The sequence below is a fragment of the Streptomyces canus 299MFChir4.1 genome (assembly GCF_000383615.1).
Taxonomy (GTDB): domain Bacteria; phylum Actinomycetota; class Actinomycetes; order Streptomycetales; family Streptomycetaceae; genus Streptomyces; species Streptomyces canus_C.
Window position 1 is genome coordinate 30,817 of record NZ_KB911606.1, and the last position, 16,938, is coordinate 47,754.

The 16,938-nt window shown below is 71.0% G+C and carries 16 protein-coding genes and 1 pseudogene; 4 read left to right on the plus strand and 13 right to left on the minus strand.

Annotation, left to right across the window (positions count from 1 at the left end; all coding sequences use genetic code 11):
• The first annotated feature begins 241 nt into the window (after positions 1–241).
• A complete protein-coding gene (locus tag H293_RS0135360) occupies positions 242–874 on the plus strand; it encodes an HAD family acid phosphatase (RefSeq protein ID WP_020122545.1) in 633 nt (210 codons plus the stop codon).
• A gap of 430 nt (positions 875–1,304) precedes the next feature.
• Here H293_RS0135360 and H293_RS0135365 read toward each other — a convergent pair whose 3' ends face one another.
• Positions 1,305–3,830: an ATP-dependent Clp protease ATP-binding subunit gene (locus H293_RS0135365; protein WP_020122546.1), complete on the minus strand. Its 2,526-nt coding sequence runs from the start codon at positions 3,828–3,830 to the stop codon at positions 1,305–1,307.
• Between the two features lie 430 nt (positions 3,831–4,260).
• Between H293_RS0135365 and H293_RS0135370 the strand changes: the two genes are divergently transcribed.
• Positions 4,261–5,055, plus strand: a complete 795-nt coding sequence (locus tag H293_RS0135370) for an SCO3374 family protein (protein WP_020122547.1) — start codon at positions 4,261–4,263, stop codon at positions 5,053–5,055.
• Between the two features lie 48 nt (positions 5,056–5,103).
• Here the strand turns inward: H293_RS0135370 and H293_RS0135375 are convergent, their stop codons facing one another.
• The 10 genes from H293_RS0135375 to H293_RS0135420 all read right to left on the minus strand — a co-directional run bounded on the left by H293_RS0135375 (position 5,104) and on the right by H293_RS0135420 (position 13,265).
• The gene (locus H293_RS0135375) at positions 5,104–5,439 is read right to left on the minus strand and encodes a histone-like nucleoid-structuring protein Lsr2 (RefSeq protein ID WP_007383771.1); all 336 of its coding nucleotides are present in this window, start codon (positions 5,437–5,439) and stop codon (positions 5,104–5,106) included.
• A gap of 222 nt (positions 5,440–5,661) precedes the next feature.
• Positions 5,662–6,210 (minus strand): amino-acid N-acetyltransferase, encoded by a 549-nt coding sequence (locus tag H293_RS0135380; protein WP_020122548.1) that lies wholly within the window; start codon positions 6,208–6,210, stop codon positions 5,662–5,664.
• Between the two features lie 9 nt (positions 6,211–6,219).
• Positions 6,220–6,612 carry a BlaI/MecI/CopY family transcriptional regulator gene (locus H293_RS0135385; RefSeq protein ID WP_007383769.1) on the minus strand — a complete coding sequence of 131 codons (393 nt, stop codon included), beginning with the start codon at positions 6,610–6,612 and terminating at the stop codon, positions 6,220–6,222.
• A gap of 149 nt (positions 6,613–6,761) precedes the next feature.
• Positions 6,762–6,926, minus strand: coding sequence for a hypothetical protein (locus H293_RS59325; RefSeq protein ID WP_020122549.1), 165 nt, complete (start codon positions 6,924–6,926; stop codon positions 6,762–6,764).
• Positions 6,927–6,985: 59 nt separating this feature from the next.
• Positions 6,986–7,717 (minus strand): hypothetical protein, encoded by a 732-nt coding sequence (locus H293_RS0135395; RefSeq protein WP_020122550.1) that lies wholly within the window; start codon positions 7,715–7,717, stop codon positions 6,986–6,988.
• Positions 7,718–7,845: 128 nt separating this feature from the next.
• Positions 7,846–8,643: a type III pantothenate kinase gene (locus H293_RS0135400; RefSeq protein ID WP_020122551.1), complete on the minus strand. Its 798-nt coding sequence runs from the start codon at positions 8,641–8,643 to the stop codon at positions 7,846–7,848.
• Between the two features lie 5 nt (positions 8,644–8,648).
• Positions 8,649–9,635 (minus strand): carboxylating nicotinate-nucleotide diphosphorylase, encoded by a 987-nt coding sequence (nadC, locus tag H293_RS0135405; protein ID WP_020122552.1) that lies wholly within the window; start codon positions 9,633–9,635, stop codon positions 8,649–8,651.
• A gap of 5 nt (positions 9,636–9,640) precedes the next feature.
• Positions 9,641–11,350: an L-aspartate oxidase gene (locus H293_RS0135410; protein ID WP_020122553.1), complete on the minus strand. Its 1,710-nt coding sequence runs from the start codon at positions 11,348–11,350 to the stop codon at positions 9,641–9,643.
• Positions 11,347–12,339, minus strand: coding sequence for a pantoate--beta-alanine ligase (gene panC, locus H293_RS0135415; RefSeq protein ID WP_020122554.1), 993 nt, complete (start codon positions 12,337–12,339; stop codon positions 11,347–11,349). Before panC ends, H293_RS0135410 begins: the two co-directional genes overlap by 4 nt.
• The gene (locus tag H293_RS0135420; protein ID WP_020122555.1) at positions 12,336–13,265 is read right to left on the minus strand and encodes a Rossmann-like and DUF2520 domain-containing protein; all 930 of its coding nucleotides are present in this window, start codon (positions 13,263–13,265) and stop codon (positions 12,336–12,338) included. Before H293_RS0135420 ends, panC begins: the two co-directional genes overlap by 4 nt.
• A gap of 171 nt (positions 13,266–13,436) precedes the next feature.
• Here H293_RS0135420 and H293_RS0135425 point away from each other — a divergent pair, with 171 nt between their 5' ends.
• Complete coding sequence (locus H293_RS0135425; RefSeq protein ID WP_020122556.1) at positions 13,437–14,690, plus strand: threonine aldolase family protein; 1,254 nt, start codon at positions 13,437–13,439, stop codon at positions 14,688–14,690.
• Between the two features lie 4 nt (positions 14,691–14,694).
• Here H293_RS0135425 and H293_RS57635 read toward each other — a convergent pair whose 3' ends face one another.
• The gene (locus H293_RS57635) at positions 14,695–14,910 is read right to left on the minus strand and encodes a hypothetical protein (protein WP_020122557.1); all 216 of its coding nucleotides are present in this window, start codon (positions 14,908–14,910) and stop codon (positions 14,695–14,697) included.
• Positions 14,911–15,009: 99 nt separating this feature from the next.
• Here H293_RS57635 and H293_RS53030 point away from each other — a divergent pair.
• A pseudogene (locus tag H293_RS53030) lies at positions 15,010–16,166 on the plus strand (DUF5937 family protein).
• Positions 16,167–16,191: 25 nt separating this feature from the next.
• Here H293_RS53030 and H293_RS0135440 read toward each other — a convergent pair.
• Positions 16,192–16,863: a response regulator transcription factor gene (locus H293_RS0135440; RefSeq protein ID WP_020122558.1), complete on the minus strand. Its 672-nt coding sequence runs from the start codon at positions 16,861–16,863 to the stop codon at positions 16,192–16,194.
• Positions 16,864–16,938 lie beyond the last annotated feature (75 nt).

The window sequence follows — 16,938 nt, forward strand, 5'->3', positions numbered from 1 at the left end:
GCGATAGGTCGCCCCAGAAGTCTCTTCCCTTCCCGCGATTTCTTCACTATTCCGCCTAGTAATGGACAAATCACCTGTGCGGCAAGTCACCGGCGGCCCCGATGTAAAAGCCATGCCAAGTGACGCACGTCTCTGGCCTCCTACCAGCCGGTAACCCTACGGTTCCTCTCGCGCCACCCTCACCAACAAACATGCACGAGACAACTGCAGCGTTTCCGGACGTGAGAGGACCCCCCACCCCATGACAAGCAGACGCCCCTGGGCGCGCCACACAGCCGTAAGCACCGTCACCGCCGCCGCCCTCGTCGCCCTGGCCGTCCCCGCCGAGGCCGCGACGACCACCGCAAGCGCCACCACGACCGCTACGGCCGCCGCCGAAGACGTCGACTACGCCACCTGGCAGACGGACTGCCAGACCGTGATGGACCAGGCCCTGCCCTACCTGAAGACGCGTATCGCCGCCCCCGGGCCCGGCGAGAAGCAGGCGATCGTCCTCGACATCGACAACACCACCCTGGAGACGGACTTCGGCTTCAGCTACCCCCAGCCGGCCAACAAGCCCGTCCTGGAGGTCGCGAAGTACGCCCAGCAGCACGGCGTTTCCCTGTTCTTCGTAACCGCCCGCCCCGGCATCATCGCCCCGGTGACCGACTACAACCTCAAGCACGTCGGCTACCAGGTGGGCGGCCTCTACGTCCGCAGCTTCATCGACCTCTTCAAGGACGTCGGCGCCTACAAGACCGCCCAGCGCGTCGACATCGAGAACAAGGGCTACACGATCATCGCGAACATCGGCAACAGCGCCACCGACCTCTCCGGCGGCCACGCCGAGAAGACCTTCAAACTCCCGGACTACAACGGCCAGTTGTCCTGACCTCCAGCCAGGCTCCATCCGCCGCCGCGCGCTCAGGGCAATGGCGGATGGAGTCGGCGCGTGAGAAAGCTCTTCCGGCCGGACGGTCAGCCGGCCCCGGCCCCGCTCTGGTCGGGTCTGGTCGGGTCTGGTCGGCAAGACCCTCGGGCTCTCCGCCCTCGCCCCCTTCCGAGGCGGGCGACGCACCCTCGGCGACGCGATAAGCAGATCCGCGCCCTGGCCCGCGCCCTGGCCCGCGCCGCGGTCCGCGCGGTCCTGGACTCCCCGTGCGAGCCGCCGCCCTTCCCTGCCGAAGAAGAAGCCCGCCGCCCTTGCCCCCTCACGCGCCAACTGCCCACCCTCACAAGCCGCGCGCACAGCCGTACGCACACAAAAGGGCCGCTCCGGAACCGGAGTTCCGAAGCGGCCCTTCAAGGCATCGCCGTGAGGCTTACGCCTCCTTGCTCAGGTTCGGCCCGGCACCGCCGGCCGCCTGCTCGATCGGCGGGACGTCCGGCAGGGCCGCCTTCTCCTCGCCGCGGAAGGTGAAGGTCTTGGTCTCGCCCTCGCCCTCCGTGTCGACGACCACGATGTGACCGGGACGCAGCTCACCGAAGAGGATCTTCTCCGAGAGCGTGTCCTCGATCTCGCGCTGGATCGTGCGACGCAGCGGACGCGCGCCCAGCACCTGGTCGTAGCCCTTGGTCGACAGCAGCTCCTTGGCGGACTGGGAGAGCTCGATGCCCATGTCCCGGTCCTTGAGGCGCTCGTCGACCTTGCCGATCATCAGGTCGACGATCTGGAGGATGTCGGCCTGCGTCAGCTGCGGGAAGACGACCACGTCGTCGACACGGTTGAGGAACTCGGGCCGGAAGTGCTGCTTGAGCTCGTCCGAGACCTTGTTCTTCATGCGCTCGTAGTTGGTCTTCTTGTCGCCCGAGGCCGCGAAGCCCAGGTTGAAGCCCTTGGAGATGTCCCGGGTGCCGAGGTTGGTCGTCATGATGATGACCGTGTTCTTGAAGTCCACGACCCGGCCCTGGGAGTCGGTCAGGCGACCGTCCTCCAGGATCTGCAGCAGCGAGTTGAAGATGTCCGGGTGGGCCTTCTCGACCTCGTCGAACAGGACGACGGAGAACGGCTTGCGGCGGACCTTCTCGGTCAGCTGGCCGCCCTCTTCGTAGCCCACGTAACCGGGAGGCGAACCGAAGAGCCGCGAGACCGTGTGCTTCTCGCTGAACTCCGACATGTCGAGGGAGATCAGCGCGTCCTCGTCACCGAAGAGGAACTCGGCGAGCGCCTTGGACAGTTCGGTCTTACCGACACCGGACGGGCCGGCGAAGATGAACGAACCACCGGGGCGCTTCGGGTCCTTCAGACCGGCACGCGTACGACGGATCGCCTTCGACAGCGCCTTGACGGCGTCGACCTGGCCGATGACCCGCTTGTGGAGCTCGTCCTCCATGCGCAGCAGACGCGAGGACTCCTCCTCGGTCAGCTTGAAGACCGGGATGCCGGTGGCGGTCGCGAGGACCTCGGCGATCAGCTCGCCGTCGACCTCGGCGACGACGTCCATGTCGCCGGCCTTCCACTCCTTCTCCCGCTTGGCCTTGGCGGCCAGGAGCTGCTTCTCCTTGTCGCGGAGGGAGGCGGCCTTCTCGAAGTCCTGCGAGTCGATCGCGGACTCCTTGTCGCGGCGCACGCCCGCGATCTTCTCGTCGAACTCGCGCAGGTCCGGCGGCGCGGTCATCCGGCGGATGCGCATCCGGGATCCGGCCTCGTCGATCAGGTCGATCGCCTTGTCCGGCAGGAAGCGGTCCGAGATGTACCGGTCGGCCAGGGTGGCGGCCTGGACGAGCGCCTCGTCCGTGATCGAGACACGGTGGTGGGCCTCGTACCGGTCGCGCAGACCCTTGAGGATCTCGATCGTGTGCGGCAGGGACGGCTCCGCGACCTGGATGGGCTGGAAGCGGCGCTCGAGGGCCGCGTCCTTCTCCAGGTGCTTGCGGTACTCGTCCAGCGTGGTCGCACCGATGGTCTGCAGCTCACCGCGGGCCAGCATCGGCTTCAGGATCGAAGCGGCGTCGATGGCGCCCTCGGCGGCACCCGCACCGACCAGCGTGTGCAGCTCGTCGATGAACAGGATGATGTCGCCGCGGGTGCGGATCTCCTTGAGGACCTTCTTCAGGCGCTCCTCGAAGTCACCGCGGTAGCGGGAGCCGGCGACCAGCGCGCCGAGGTCCAGGGTGTAGAGGTGCTTGTCCTTGAGGGTCTCGGGCACCTCGCCCTTGACGATGGCCTGGGCGAGGCCCTCGACGACGGCGGTCTTGCCGACGCCGGGCTCACCGATCAGCACCGGGTTGTTCTTGGTACGGCGGGACAGCACCTGCATGACCCGCTCGATCTCCTTCTCGCGCCCGATGACCGGGTCGAGCTTGGACTCACGAGCGGCCTGGGTGAGGTTCCGGCCGAACTGGTCGAGGACCAGGGACGTCGAGGGGGTGCCCTCGGCAGGCCCGCCGGCGGTGGCGGTCTCCTTGCCCTGGTAACCGGAGAGCAGCTGGATGACCTGCTGCCGCACCCGGTTGAGATCTGCGCCCAGCTTGACCAGGACCTGGGCGGCGACGCCCTCGCCCTCACGGATCAGGCCGAGCAGGATGTGCTCCGTGCCGATGTAGTTGTGGCCCAGCTGAAGGGCCTCGCGGAGCGACAGCTCCAGGACCTTCTTGGCACGGGGGGTGAAGGGGATGTGCCCGGACGGGGCCTGCTGCCCCTGCCCGATGATCTCCTCCACCTGCTGGCGGACCGCCTCGAGCGAAATCCCGAGGCTCTCAAGGGCCTTGGCGGCGACACCCTCACCCTCGTGGATCAGGCCCAGGAGGATGTGCTCGGTGCCGATGTAGTTGTGGTTGAGCATCCGGGCTTCTTCCTGAGCCAGGACGACAACCCGCCGCGCGCGGTCGGTGAACCTCTCGAACATCGTTAATCGCTCCTCAGAGCGGTCAGGCAGTGGGGGGAACTTCCCCTCCCTGTCCTTCCGCAGCTTAGTCCCGCAAGCGGGGACCGCTCATTCCAACTGCCGACACCGTCGATGGCCTCCTGACCCCGAACGCCGACATCCTGTCCAACCCGATGGTGCGAGACGATGTTCCCGCAGGCCAGGCAGTTACCCCAGTCGCCAGTACGCCGATGGCGAACGTGAGACGGCCTTTCCTGCGTGTCGCCCCCTCCCACTAGGGATGTCTTACCCGCTCGAACCGACACTCCATGCCGTACGCCCCCCGTCCCTCCGCTACGGGCGAACAACCTTGTGCCACCCCGCACCTCCGCACGCCCCCTCTTCGGCCACTCTTCGCACACGTCGGCACACCCAGCGTAACTCTCGCGCCTTTCCGGCGGTTGCACTTGGCATGGTCGCCAGCCGCCCCCCTCTCGCCACCGATTTCGCCGTGGTCCCGCTCCCCCGTCGGCCGCCGGAACGGGCCGCCTTCGGCGACGATCCGGTCCGTCGCTGGTACGAGAACGAACTGGGCTGGCCCACGGTGCCCGCGAGCACCCCTGAATCTCCCGTACGACTGCGCCTGGGGCTTCGTTTCGACGTCCTGGACGTCCCGGCCGAGGCGGGACGCGCGGCCCTGCGCCACCTCGCCGAGGCGTCTCCGGTGGCTATGTGGGGCGACCGGATGCTGCTCCTGGTGGCGGCGGGCAGCACGGAGGAGTTGCCGGGCCTGCTGGACTGGCTGGAGTGGGGCACGCTGGCGCTCGACCTGCGGGCGGTCGGGACGGGCGGCGTGATGCAGGCACCGCGTCCGCCGGAACCCTGGGTGCGCCAACTCGCGGAAGTCTCGTCGGGACGGTCTGCGCGTCCGGCGCCCGGGGAGGAGGCATCCCTCGTCCCGCCGTCGCTCCCGGAATCGACCGGACTCATGCCCCGACCGTCGCGGAAGGAGCCGAAAGCGGCGAAAGGGCCGCGAGAGACGAGCCCCGCCACCGGAAGCCGGCGGCCTCTCGTCCTGGGCCGCCCGGGCGCCCTGCAGGGGGCCGCCGTGTGGGTGCGGCCCCCCGAGCCTGGGTGCGAGGTCGAGGCCTCGCTGCCGACGATGTCGGCACTGGGGGGCGGTGGGGGCGCCCCCGATCTCGTACGCGTCGTGAACACGGTGGCCACGCACTGCCACCGGCTGCGGCTGCGGCGCGCTCGGCCATAGGCCTTCGCGGCCCCGGCCTTCGTGGCCCCGGCCTCAGCGGACCCTCGATCAGGCGTTGGCCTTCTCGTAAGCCTCGCGAATGCTCGCCGGAACACGGCCGCGGTCATTGACCTCGTAACCGTTCTCCTTCGCCCAGGCACGGATCTGAGCGGTGTCCTGGCTGCCACCGGAAGCGGCCCGCGTCTTTCCGCGGCCGCCCGAAGCACGGCCTCCGGTGCGGCGACCGCCCTTCACGTAGGGGTCGAGAAGGCCACGGAGCTTGTCCGCATTGGCAGTCGTGAGATCGATCTCGTACGTCTTGCCGTCCAACGCGAACGTGACGGTCTCGTCCGCCTCGCCGCCGTCGATGTCATCGACAAGAAGGACCTGAACCTTCTGTGCCACCGGATTTCCTTTCATCCAATACTTGAGGGCCGGGGGTCTGCGGCGTCCGCCGTTTCACCGTCCCCTGTTATATGCAGTACTGCAGTACGTCGGAAAGCAAACCGCTTTTGCTGGGAAAACACAAACCCTCGGGAGAGACCGACAGGGGCCGCCCCGTCCGGAAACATGCGCGTTTCGGACATAGGGAACCTGGGCAGGGCCGATCGGCGGAATCCTTGGCGATCACAGATGCAGAAGCATCCGGCTGTTGCCCAAGGTGTTCGGTTTCACTCGTTCGAGACCGAGGAACTCTGCCACGCCTTCGTCATAGGAACGCAGTAGCTCGGCGTAGACATCGGTGTCAACGGGTGTCTCACCGATCTCGACGAAGCCGTGCTTGCCGAAGAAGTCCACTTCGAAGGTGAGACAGAAAACGCGACGAACACCGAGCCAGCGGGCCGTCTGCAACAACTTCTCCAGCAACTGATGCCCGACCCCGGCACCCTTCAGCCCGGGCTTCACGGCGAGAGTGCGTACTTCCGCGAGGTCTTCCCACATGACATGCAGGGCGCCGAAGCCGACCAGCTCGGCGTTGTCGTCGCGCTCGGCGACCCAGAACTCCTGGATGTCCTCGTAAAGCGTCACCGTCGCTTTGTCGAGCAGGATGCGGTCACGGACGTAGGAGTCAAGGAGCCGACGGATGCCGGCGACATCGCTGGTGCGTGCCCGCCGGACGGTGATGGCTTTTGCGGTGACTTCGGGGTTCTCGGCGGAGGGGCTCTTCGCGGACATGAGCGGACGCTATCGTCCGCCGTCTCGCGATGCCGAGTCGGGGTTCTCCACGGTCGGTCCCCCGACGATCCGTACGGCGTCCTGGAGTGCCTGTCGCTGTTCCTCGCTCATCATCCCGAAGAAGGCGACGAGAGCGGCGGCGGGGTTGTCACTCTGGGACCAGGCGTCGTTCATCAGTGCGGCGGCGTAGGCGGCCCGTGTGGAGACCGCCTCATATCGATAGGCGCGGCCTTCCGCCTCACGACGCACCCAGCCCTTCTGATGGAGATTGTCCAAAACGGTCATCACCGTGGTGTACGCGATGGACCGTTCCTGCCGAAGGTCTTCCAGGACTTCTCGAACGGTGACCGGGCGGTTCCACTTCCACACCCGCGTCATGACCGCGTCTTCGAGTTCTCCCAATGGGCGAGGCACACCTCAGCACAATAGTGGGAGATCCGGCTATCGGCGTGACGGACGGGCCCTTTCAACGCCAAACAGCAACAAAAAGGGCGTACGACTCCGAAAGCGCGGTGGCTCGGAGAGTCGTACGCCGACGAGGGCGCGGCCGGTCAGTCGGCCTGCTTGGTCGCCTCCGCGCGCGCGAGGGCGGCGTCGACGGCCGCGTCCTCCTTGGCCTTGTTGGCCCCGCCCTGGGTCTTCACGATGACCCGGATCAGACCGATGAAGAACACGGCCATGACGACCGGGGGCACGAGCGCGGAGACATAGTCCATGCGTCCAGAGTAGCCAGCGACACCGGGACAACTCGGGCGGGGTGCGGACTGTCCCGCCTTCAGCCCGCGGCCAGCTGCTGCGGCGGGTTCGCCGGGGGCGGGGCCGGCTTGCGGCGGGGGAAGACCTCGCCCGGAGTGGGGATGGGCCGGGAGGGCTTCGGGGCGGCGGGAGCGGGTTTCTCGGCGGGCTTGACCGGGGCCTTTTCCGGACGCTTCGCCGGTTCCTTGGCGTCCTGTTCCGCCGGGCCAGGACGCTTCGCCGGTTCCTTGGCGTCCTGTTCCGCCGGGCCGCCCGGCGCGAGCCCGGAAGGCTCTTCGCGGAGCCCTCCGCAAAGGCCTCCGGGCAGCGCCAGGAGGCGCGTACGGGAGGCCGGGACCACAGGGGCCAGCGGGGCGCGTCGGGCGCCCGTGGCGCCCGTGGCGCCCGCGAGACGGGCCCGTACGTCGCGTTCGGCCAGCATCTGGCAGCGGATCAGCAGCGCCGCCGCGACGGGGTTGCCGCGCAGCGCCCGCAGCGCGGCGAGATCGTCGGGCACGGGCCGGTACCCGGCACCCAGCGCCTCCTCCAGGAGGGTGAGGTAACCGGCGGCGGTGCCGGGCAGCGCGGCGCGGTACCGGGCGAGGTCGGCCACCAGGAAGGCACGCAACCGGGCACCCTCGCGTACCGCCTCGTCGAGGGACTCGGCGAGGCGGTGGCAGTCCTTGATGTCCTCGGCCGAAGCAGGGGCGGGGTGAAGGGCGAGGGCGAGAGCGCGGCGGAGCACACGCAGCTCCTCCACGCCGAACGCCATGCCGCCGCGGGATCCGTATGGCGTGGGCATGCGGCGACAGTACGCGCTAATCAGACAAACCCGTCATAGGGGGCGGGTGTGGCGCGACCGGGCCACCCCAATGCCGGTCCAGGCGTCCCGGCCCGAGGTCACATCCGCGACACGTTCCGCTCGTAGACCAGCCGCAGCCCCACCAGCGTCAGCCAGGGCTCGTGCTCGTCGATCACCGACGACTCCCCGAGCACCATAGGCGCCAGGCCGCCCGTGGCGATGACCGTGACGTCGTCCGGGTCCTCCGCGAGCTCCCGGGCCATCCGGCTCACCACGCCGTCCACCTGCCCTGCGAAGCCGTACACGATCCCGGACTGCATCGCCTCGACCGTGTTCTTGCCGATCACGCTCCGCGGCCGGGCCACCTCGATCTTCCGCAGCTGCGCACCCTTGACCCCGAGCGCCTCCACGGAGATCTCGATACCGGGCGCGATGACCCCGCCGACGTACTCCCCGCGCGCGGACACCGCGTCGAACGTCGTCGCCGTGCCGAAGTCCACGACGATCGCGGGGCCGCCGAACAGTTCGACGGCGGCCACCGCGTTGATGATCCGGTCCGCGCCGACCTCCTTGGGGTTGTCGGTGAGGATCGGCACCCCCGTCTTCACGCCGGGCTCGACCAGCACGGCCGGCACGTCGCCGTAGTAGCGCCGCGTCACCTCGCGCAGCTCGTGCAGCACGGACGGCACGGTCGCGCAGATGGCGATCCCGTCGATGCCGTCGCCCAGTTCGTCCCCGAGGAGCGGATGCATGCCCATCAGGCCCTGGAGCAGTACGGCCAGCTCGTCCGCCGTGCGGCGCGCGTCCGTGGAGATCCGCCAGTGCTCGACGATGTCCTCGCCGTCGAACAGCCCGAGGACGGTGTGCGTGTTGCCTACGTCGATCGTGAGGAGCATCGCGACTACTCCGCCTCGCGCAGATCGAGGCCGATGTCGAGGATCGGCGAGGAGTGGGTGAGCGCACCCACGGCGAGGTAGTCGACCCCGGTGTCGGCGTACGCGCGCGCGGTGGCCAGCGTCAGCCGCCCGGAGGCCTCCAGCGCGGCCCGTCCGTGCACGAGCGCGACCGCCTCCTCGCACTCGCCGGGCGTGAAGTTGTCCAGCAGGATCAGGTCGGCGCCCGCGTCCACGACCTCCCGCAGCTGGTGCAGGGTGTCGACCTCGACCTCGATCGGCACGTCCGGGAAGGTCTCCCGTACGGCCTTGAAGGCCTGGGCGACGCCACCGGCGGCGACCACGTGGTTGTCCTTGACCAGCGCCGCGTCGGACAGCGACATGCGGTGGTTGACCCCGCCCCCGCACCGCACCGCGAACTTCTCCAGCGACCTGAGGCCGGGAGTCGTCTTCCGGGTGTCCCGCACGCGTGCCTTGGTGCCCTCCAGTGCGTCCGCCCACGCGCGCGTGGCGGTCGCGATGCCCGAGAGCCGGCACAGCAGGTTCAGCGCGCTGCGCTCGGCGGTGAGCAGGTCACGCGTGCGCGTGGTGACCGACAGGAGCTTCTGTCCCGCCTCCACCCGGTCGCCGTCCTCCACATGCCGCTCGACCTCGAACTCGTCCTCGCACACCACCGAGACGACCGCCTCGGCGACCCTGAGGCCGGCCACGACGCCCGCCTCGCGCGCGACGAAGTCGGCGGTGGCGACGGCGTCCTCGGGGATGGTCGCGACGGTCGTCACGTCCACACCGTGGTCGAGGTCCTCCTGGATGGCGACATTGGCGATGTCCTCGACCTCCACGGGATCGAGCCCGGCGTCTGCCAGGAGCTGCGCGAGCGCGGGGTCGAGCCCGCACTCCAGGTACTCCTCGCCGAGGCCGTCGGAGGCGGTGCCACAGGCACAGCCGTCGCCGCAGCCGCCGGACGAGGCGAGGGGAAGGTCGTCGGTGCTCACTGGTGTCACTGCTCCTGGAGGGGCTGCCGGGTCGGGGGGAAGTCTGCGGTATCGGTGGTGTGTACGGCGAGGGTCCGGTCGGGATTCAGCCGTACGACGATGTGGCGGCGCCACGCCGTGTCGTCGCGGTCGGGCGCGTCCTCGCGCCAGTGGCAGCCGCGCGTCTCCTCGCGCAGCAGGGCCGCGGCGGCCAGGACTCGGGCCACGCACAGGAGGTTGGTGGCCTCCCAGGTGTCGACGCCGGGCTCGGCCGTCTTGCCGTTCTCGGCGAGGGCGTCCCGGGCGTCGGCGTGCAGCTGCTGCAGCTCGTCGGCGGCCTTGGACAGGGACTCGGCGGAGCGCAGCACGCCCGCGCCCTGGGTCATGATCCGCTGGATCGCGAACCGGGCCTCGGGGGCGAGCAGCGGGTGCGCGGGCCTCTCGGGCTGGTCGACCGGGGCGGGCACGCGCGCGTGGAGGCCGGCGCGGCTCGCCGTGATGTCGGCGGCGATGCGCTCGGCGTAGACCAGCCCCTCCAGGAGGGAGTTGGAGGCGAGCCGGTTCGCGCCGTGCACGCCGGTGCAGGCGACCTCGCCGCACGCGTACAGGCCCGGGACGGTCGTGCGGCCCTTGGAGTCGGTGCGCACGCCGCCGGAGGCGTAGTGGGCGGCCGGTGCGACCGGGATGGGCTCGGTGACCGGGTCGATGCCGTGGGCGCGGCAGGCGGCGAGGATCGTCGGGAAGCGGTGCTCCCACATCTCGGCGCCGAAGTGCCGGGCGTCGAGGAACATGTGCTCGGCGTCCCGCTCCTGCATGCGGCGCATGATGCCCTTGGCGACGATGTCCCGAGGTGCGAGCTCGGCCAGCTCGTGCTGCCCGGTCATGAAGCGCACGCCGTCGGCGTCGACCAGGTGGGCGCCCTCGCCGCGCACGGCCTCGGAGACGAGCGGCTGCTGGCCCTCGGCGTCCGGGCCGAGGAACAGCACGGTGGGGTGGAACTGCACGAACTCCAGGTCGCTGACCTCGGCGCCCGCGCGCAGGGCGAGCGCCACGCCGTCGCCCGTCGACACGGACGGGTTGGTGGTCGCGGAGAACACCTGGCCCATGCCGCCGGTCGCGAGGACGACCGCGGGGGCGTGCACGGCGCCCACGCCGTCGTGCTGGCCCTCGCCCATGACGTGCAGGGTGACGCCAGCCGTACGGCCTTCGGCGTCGGTCAGGAGGTCGAGCACGAGCGCGTTCTCGATCGTGCGCAGTCCCCGCGCGCGTACGGCCTCGACGAGTGCCCGGGAGATCTCCGCGCCGGTCGCGTCACCGCCCGCGTGCGCGATCCGGCGCCGGTGGTGACCGCCCTCGCGGGTGAGCGCCAGGTCGCCCGCCTCGGACTCGTCGAAATGCGCGCCGGTCGCGATCAGGCGGCGTACGGCGTCGGGGCCCTCGGTGACGAGGATCCGCACCGCCTCCTCGTCGCACAGGCCCACGCCCGCGACCAGCGTGTCGTCCAGGTGCTGTTCGGGGGTGTCGCCCTCGCCCAGGGCCGCGGCGATGCCGCCCTGCGCCCAGCGGGTGGAGCCGTCGTCGAGCCGGGCCTTGGTGACGACGACGGTGCTCAGGCCCTCGGCCTGGCAGCGCAGGGCCGCGGTGAGACCGGCGACGCCGGAGCCGACGACCACGACGTCCGCGTCGATGGACCACCCGGGCGCGGGTGCGTGCAGTCTTATGCCTGTGCTGGTCACGAGGCGGCTCCGAAGGTCAGCGGGATGTTGTCGATCAGCCGGGTCGTCCCCACCCGGGCGGCGACGGCGAGGACGGCCTCGCCGATGAAGTCGTCCTCGATCTCGGTGAAGTCGGACGGGTCGACGAGCGCGAGGTAGTCCAGGGCGAGCGGCGGGTCCTGGCGCGAGGCGTCGTCCAGGATCAGCCGGGCGGCCGCGCGGACCGCCGACGGGGCTCCCGGCAGGGCCTTCGCGACCGCGTGCGCGTCGGCGGCCGCGCGGGACTCCCCGAGGGCACTCAGGGCCTCGGCACGCTCATGCGTGGCGGGCACTTCACGGGCTCGTGCGCGCAACGCCTCCTGGGCCGCGTGGCGGTCGCGGCCCGCGAACAGGGCGCGGGAGAGCGCGAGTGCCGTGCGCCGTTCCTGCGGTGAGAGGTAGCGGTTGCGGCTGGAGCGGGCCAGGCCGTCGTCCTCGCGCACGGTGGGCACGCCGACGATCTCGACGCCGAAGTTCAGGTCGCGCACCATCCGGCGGATCAGCGCGAGCTGTTGGGCGTCCTTCTGGCCGTAGAGGGCGATGTCGGGGCGGGTGAGGTGGAGCAGCTTGGCGACGACGGTGAGCATGCCGTCGAAGTGGCCGGGGCGCGAGGTGCCCTCCAGGCGCTCTCCCATCGGGCCCGCGCTGATGCGCACCTGGGGCTCACCGCCGGGGTAGACCTCGTCGACGGAGGGCGCGAAGACGGCGTCCGCACCGGCGTCCTCGGCGATCTTGAGGTCGGCGTCCAGGGTGCGCGGGTAGCGGTCGAGGTCTTCTCCCGCGCCGAACTGGAGCGGGTTCACGAAGACGGTGACGACGACCTCGCCGTCCGGTCCGGCGATCTCGCGGGCGGTGCGGACCAGGGTGGCGTGGCCCTCGTGCAGGGCACCCATGGTCATCACGACGGCCCGGCGGCCCACACGCGTGCGTGCGTGCAGTTCGTCGGCGGTGCGCAGCAGGGTCGTGGTCATCGGGCGTCTCCCTCGGCGCCGTCGGTCCCCGTGGCGAGTACCCCGAGGAGGTCCTCGGCGAGCTCCGGCTTGAGCAGGCCGTGGGCGAGCGCCCGGTCGGCGGTCGCGCGCGCCATCGCCAGATAGCCGGCGACGGCATGCGGGGCGTGCTCGCGCAGTTCCGTGACGTGCGCGGCGACGGTGCCGGCGTCACCGCGCGCGACGGGGCCGGTGAGGGCCGCGTCGCCGGAGCGCAGGGCGTTGTCCAGGGCGGCGCCGAGCAGCGGGCCGAGCATCCGGTCGGGGGCCTCGACGCCGGCCGAGCGCAGCAGCTCCATGGCCTGGGCGACCAGCGTGACCAGGTGGTTCGCACCGAGGGCGAGGGCCGCGTGGTACAGCGGGCGCTTGTCCTCGTCGATCCACTCGGGCTCGCCGCCCATCTCGATGACGAGGGCCTCGGCGGCCAGCCGCAGTTCCTCGGGGGCGGTGACGCCGAAGGAGCAGCCCGCGAGGCGCTGGACGTCCACCGGGGTGCCCGTGAAGGTCATCGCCGGGTGCAGGGCCAGCGGCAGGGCGCCCGCGCGCAGGGCGGGGTCGAGGACCTTCGCGCCGTACCGCCCGGAGGTGTGCACGAGCAGCTGCCCCGGCCGCACCGCGCCGGTCTCGGCGAGGCCCTCGACCAAGCCGGGCAGGGTGTCGTCGGGGACGGTCAGCAGCACCAGGTCGGCGCGCTGGAGGACGTCCGCGGGAGGGACGAGCGGGACGTCCGGGAGCATCAGCGCGGCTCGTCGCCTGGAGGCGTCGGACACTCCGGAGACGGCCACCGGGCGGTGTCCGGCGAGCTGGAGGGACGCGGCGAGCGCCGGCCCCACCCGGCCGGCGCCGACGACGCCGACGGTGAGCCGCGCGGGGCGGTCCTTGCTGTCTGGCTGTTGGGCTGTACTCACGCGACGGCGGCCTTCCCGTTCCAGTCCGCATCTGGGTACCGGACGATTTCTCGTCATGTTAACGCGATCGGTTCGGAGGGCGTCCGGTTGTCCACAGGCTGTGGGTTTCCGTGGGCCGCGCGTGCGCAAATTGGCGTGCCCGGGTTCAGGGGCGCACGAGATGATCCGCGCATGAGTGACAAACAGGAGCACGGGGCCCGGCAGGCCGCTGACCAGGTACGGCCGGAGGAGGTCACGGAGGAGGCACCGCCGGAGCACCTCACGGAGGAGGACCGGCTCCTGCACCGCCGCGCGCGACGCATCAGCGCGTACCGGAGCGCGGAGCGCACGCTGGCGCGGCTCGGACTGTACGAGCCCCTCCGCGAGCGCCTGGCGCTGCTTGACGGGGCGCACACCTTCTACGACCTGGACGAGCCGTCCGACCTCTACGGCAACGGCGTCGTCGCGGCCCTGGAGGAGAAGGTCGCGGGTCTCCTCGGCAAGGAGGCCGCCGCCTTCTTCCCGACCGGCACGATGGCCCAGCAGGTGGCACTGCGCTGCTGGGCGGGCCGTACCGGCAACCCCACCGTCGCCCTGCATCCCCTTGCCCACCCCGAAGTGCACGAACGCGACGCCTTCCAGCAGGTCTCCGGTCTGCGCCCGGTCCAGGTGACGAGCGAAGCGCGACAGCCCACGGCCGACGAGATACGCCACTTCGAGGAGCCCTTCGGGGCGCTGATGCTGGAACTGCCCCTGCGGGACGCCGGTTTCCTGCTGCCCACCTGGGAGGAGCTCACCGAGGTCGTGGAGGCGGCACGCGAGCGGGACGCGGTGGTGCACTTCGACGGCGCACGCCTGTGGGAGACCACCGTCCACTTCGGCCGCCCCCTGGCCGAGATCGCGGACCTCGCGGACAGCGTCTACGTGTCGTTCTACAAGTCCCTCCAAGCCTTCGGGGGTGCCGCGCTCGCCGGCCCGAAGAGCCTGATCGAGGAGGCGAGGACCTGGCGGCACCGGTACGGAGGCGCGGTGTTCCAGCAGTTCCCGACCGCCCTGTCGGCACTCGCGGGACTGGAACACGAACTGCCCAGGCTGCCCGAGTACGTGACCCACGCGCGCATGGTGGCCGCCGCACTGCGCGAGGGGTTCGCGGAGGCCGGGGTGCCGTGGGCGCGGGTCCACCCCGAGGTACCGCACACCTTCGACTTCCAGGTCTGGCTGCCGTACGGCGTCGACGAGCTCTCCGAGGCGGCGATCCGGCAGTCGGAGGAGACGAGGACGGCCCTGTTCATCTCCCCCTGGGACGAGAAGGGCCCCGGCCTGTCCATGACCGAGGTCAACGTCCGTGCCGCCGCCCTGGAGTGGACGGCGGCCGACGTGAAGGCGGCGGCGGCCGACTTCGTCGCCCGGCTGCGGGAGATCGCCGGCGAGAGGGTCAGCGGCTAGGGCGTCAGCAGCTCGGGCAGGCCCGCCCGAGCAGCCGGCGGCGCACCGCGTGCCGCAGCCGCGCCCGCGCGGGCCGCCCCGCCAGGACCGCCCGGAACCGCCGGTACTCGCGCAGCTCGCGCACGACCCGCACGTCGTGGGTGCCGGGCGCGGGCGGGGCGGGGGTGCCGAGGTGCCGGGCGCGGTAGGTGTCGAGGAGGTGCTGCTGGGTGATGCTCATGGCTCCAGGCTGAGCCGCGAGCGGCGGCCGCGTCGCGCCGATTGACGGCCACCGTCAATCGAGCACGGCGTTGTCAGTGGCGGGGTGCACCATGAGGTCATGAGCGTGCGCATCGACATCGCGGGGCTGCGGCCGGAGAGGGTCGCCGTCGTGCCCTCGCCCCTGGCCGAGCTCGGCATGGCGCTGCACGCGCTGGCCGAACCGGGACACCATCCGGGACTCCAGGCCTGGGTGACGGGTGTGACCGCGCGGCTCGACCCGCATCTGGCCGACCGGATGTGCGAGGCGGACTTCCTGTGGCGGACGACGTTCTCGGACCTGTTCATGCCGTTCGCCGGGGTCGCGGGCCGGGCCACCCTCCCCGGGGCCTGCATCGCCGAGGACCTGGACCTGCTCGACAAGCTGACGGACGAGCAGTTCGTGGACGCGGCCCTGGAGTTCACTTGCGCGCTGCCGTACTCCTCGCACGGCCCGAGCGTGCTCTCCGACGGCGCGCTGCACCGGCGTGCCCTGGAGCTGGCCGCCTCACGCGGACCGCGCCAGGTGCGGTTCGCCGAGCGGCTGCTGGCCGACCCGCCCCGGATCCGGGCCTGGTTCCGGCAGTTCGTGGCGGACTGCGACGAGGCGTTCTTCGCCGACACCTGGTCGCGGCTGCGCCACCAGCTCGCGGCGGACGCCCGCCACAAGACGGACCTGCTGCGCCGCAAGGGCCTCGCGGAGGCGCTGACCGCGGTGTCGCCGGCGGTCTGCGCCGCAAGGGCCTCGCGGAGGCGCTGACCGCGGTGTCGCCGGCGGTCGTGCTCGACGAGGCCGCGGGCCACATCACGGTCGACAAGCTGGGCATCGGACACAGCGCCACGGCGGACGGCGGTCTGCTGCTGATCCCCACGAGCCTGGGCTGGCCGCACCTGAGCGTCCTGCACCGGTACGGCTGGCAGCCCGCCCTGCACTACCCGGTCGGCTCCCCCGAGCTCGCCTCCCCGCCCTCGGTCGAGCAGCTGACCCTGCGGCTGACCGCGCTGTCCCATCCCGTCCGGATGCGCCTGTGCCGGCATCTGGCCCGCAGCGCCCACACGACCAGCGAGCTCGCCCAGGTGCAGGGCATGACCGCCCCGGAGATATCCCGGCACCTGAGCGTCCTCAAGAAGGCGGGCCTGGTCACCACCCGCCGACGCGGCCGGTACGTCCTGCACCAGTTGGACGTCACCGTGGTGGCGCGGCTCGGCAGCGACTTCCTGGAAGGGATCCTGCGCTAGCCGGTCCGGTCCCGCTAGCGGGACCTCAGCCCTGCCCGCCGGCCCGCACCAGCCCCGTCTCGTAGGCCAGGACCACCACCTGCACCCGGTCCCGGAGGCCCAGCTTGGTCAGGATGCGGCCGACATGGGTCTTCACGGTCGCCTCGGACAGCACCAGCCGGGCCGCGATCTCGCCGTTGGACAGCCCCTGCGCGACCAGCACCATGACCTCGCGCTCGCGGCCGGTGAGCCGCTCCAGCTCCTTGTGCTGGGGCTCCTTGCCGGTCGTGGGCAGCATGGGCGCGAACCGGTCGAGCAGGCGCCGGGTCGTCGAGGGGGCGACCACGGCGTCACCGCTGTGCACCGAGCGGATCGCGGTGAGCAGCTCGCCGGGGGGCACGTCCTTGAGCATGAAGCCGGAGGCGCCCGCCTTGAGCCCCGAGAAGGCGTACTCGTCGAGGTCGAAGGTGGTCAGGATCAGCACCTTCGGCGGGTCGGGCTCCGAGCAGATGCGGCGGGTGGCCTCCACACCGTCGAGCTTCGGCATGCGGACGTCCATGAGGACGACGTCCACGGCGGTCGAGCGCAGCACCTGGAGGGCCTCCACACCGTCCCCCGCCTCCGCGACGACCTCCATGTCCGGCTGGGCTGCGAGCACCATCCGGAACCCGGTGCGCAGCAGCACCTGGTCGTCGACGAGCATCACGCGGATCGTCATCGGTCCTCTTCCGTTTCCTCGGGGTCGTACGGCATGTCGTCAGGGGGCGTGACAGGTGTCAACCGGGGGCGCGCG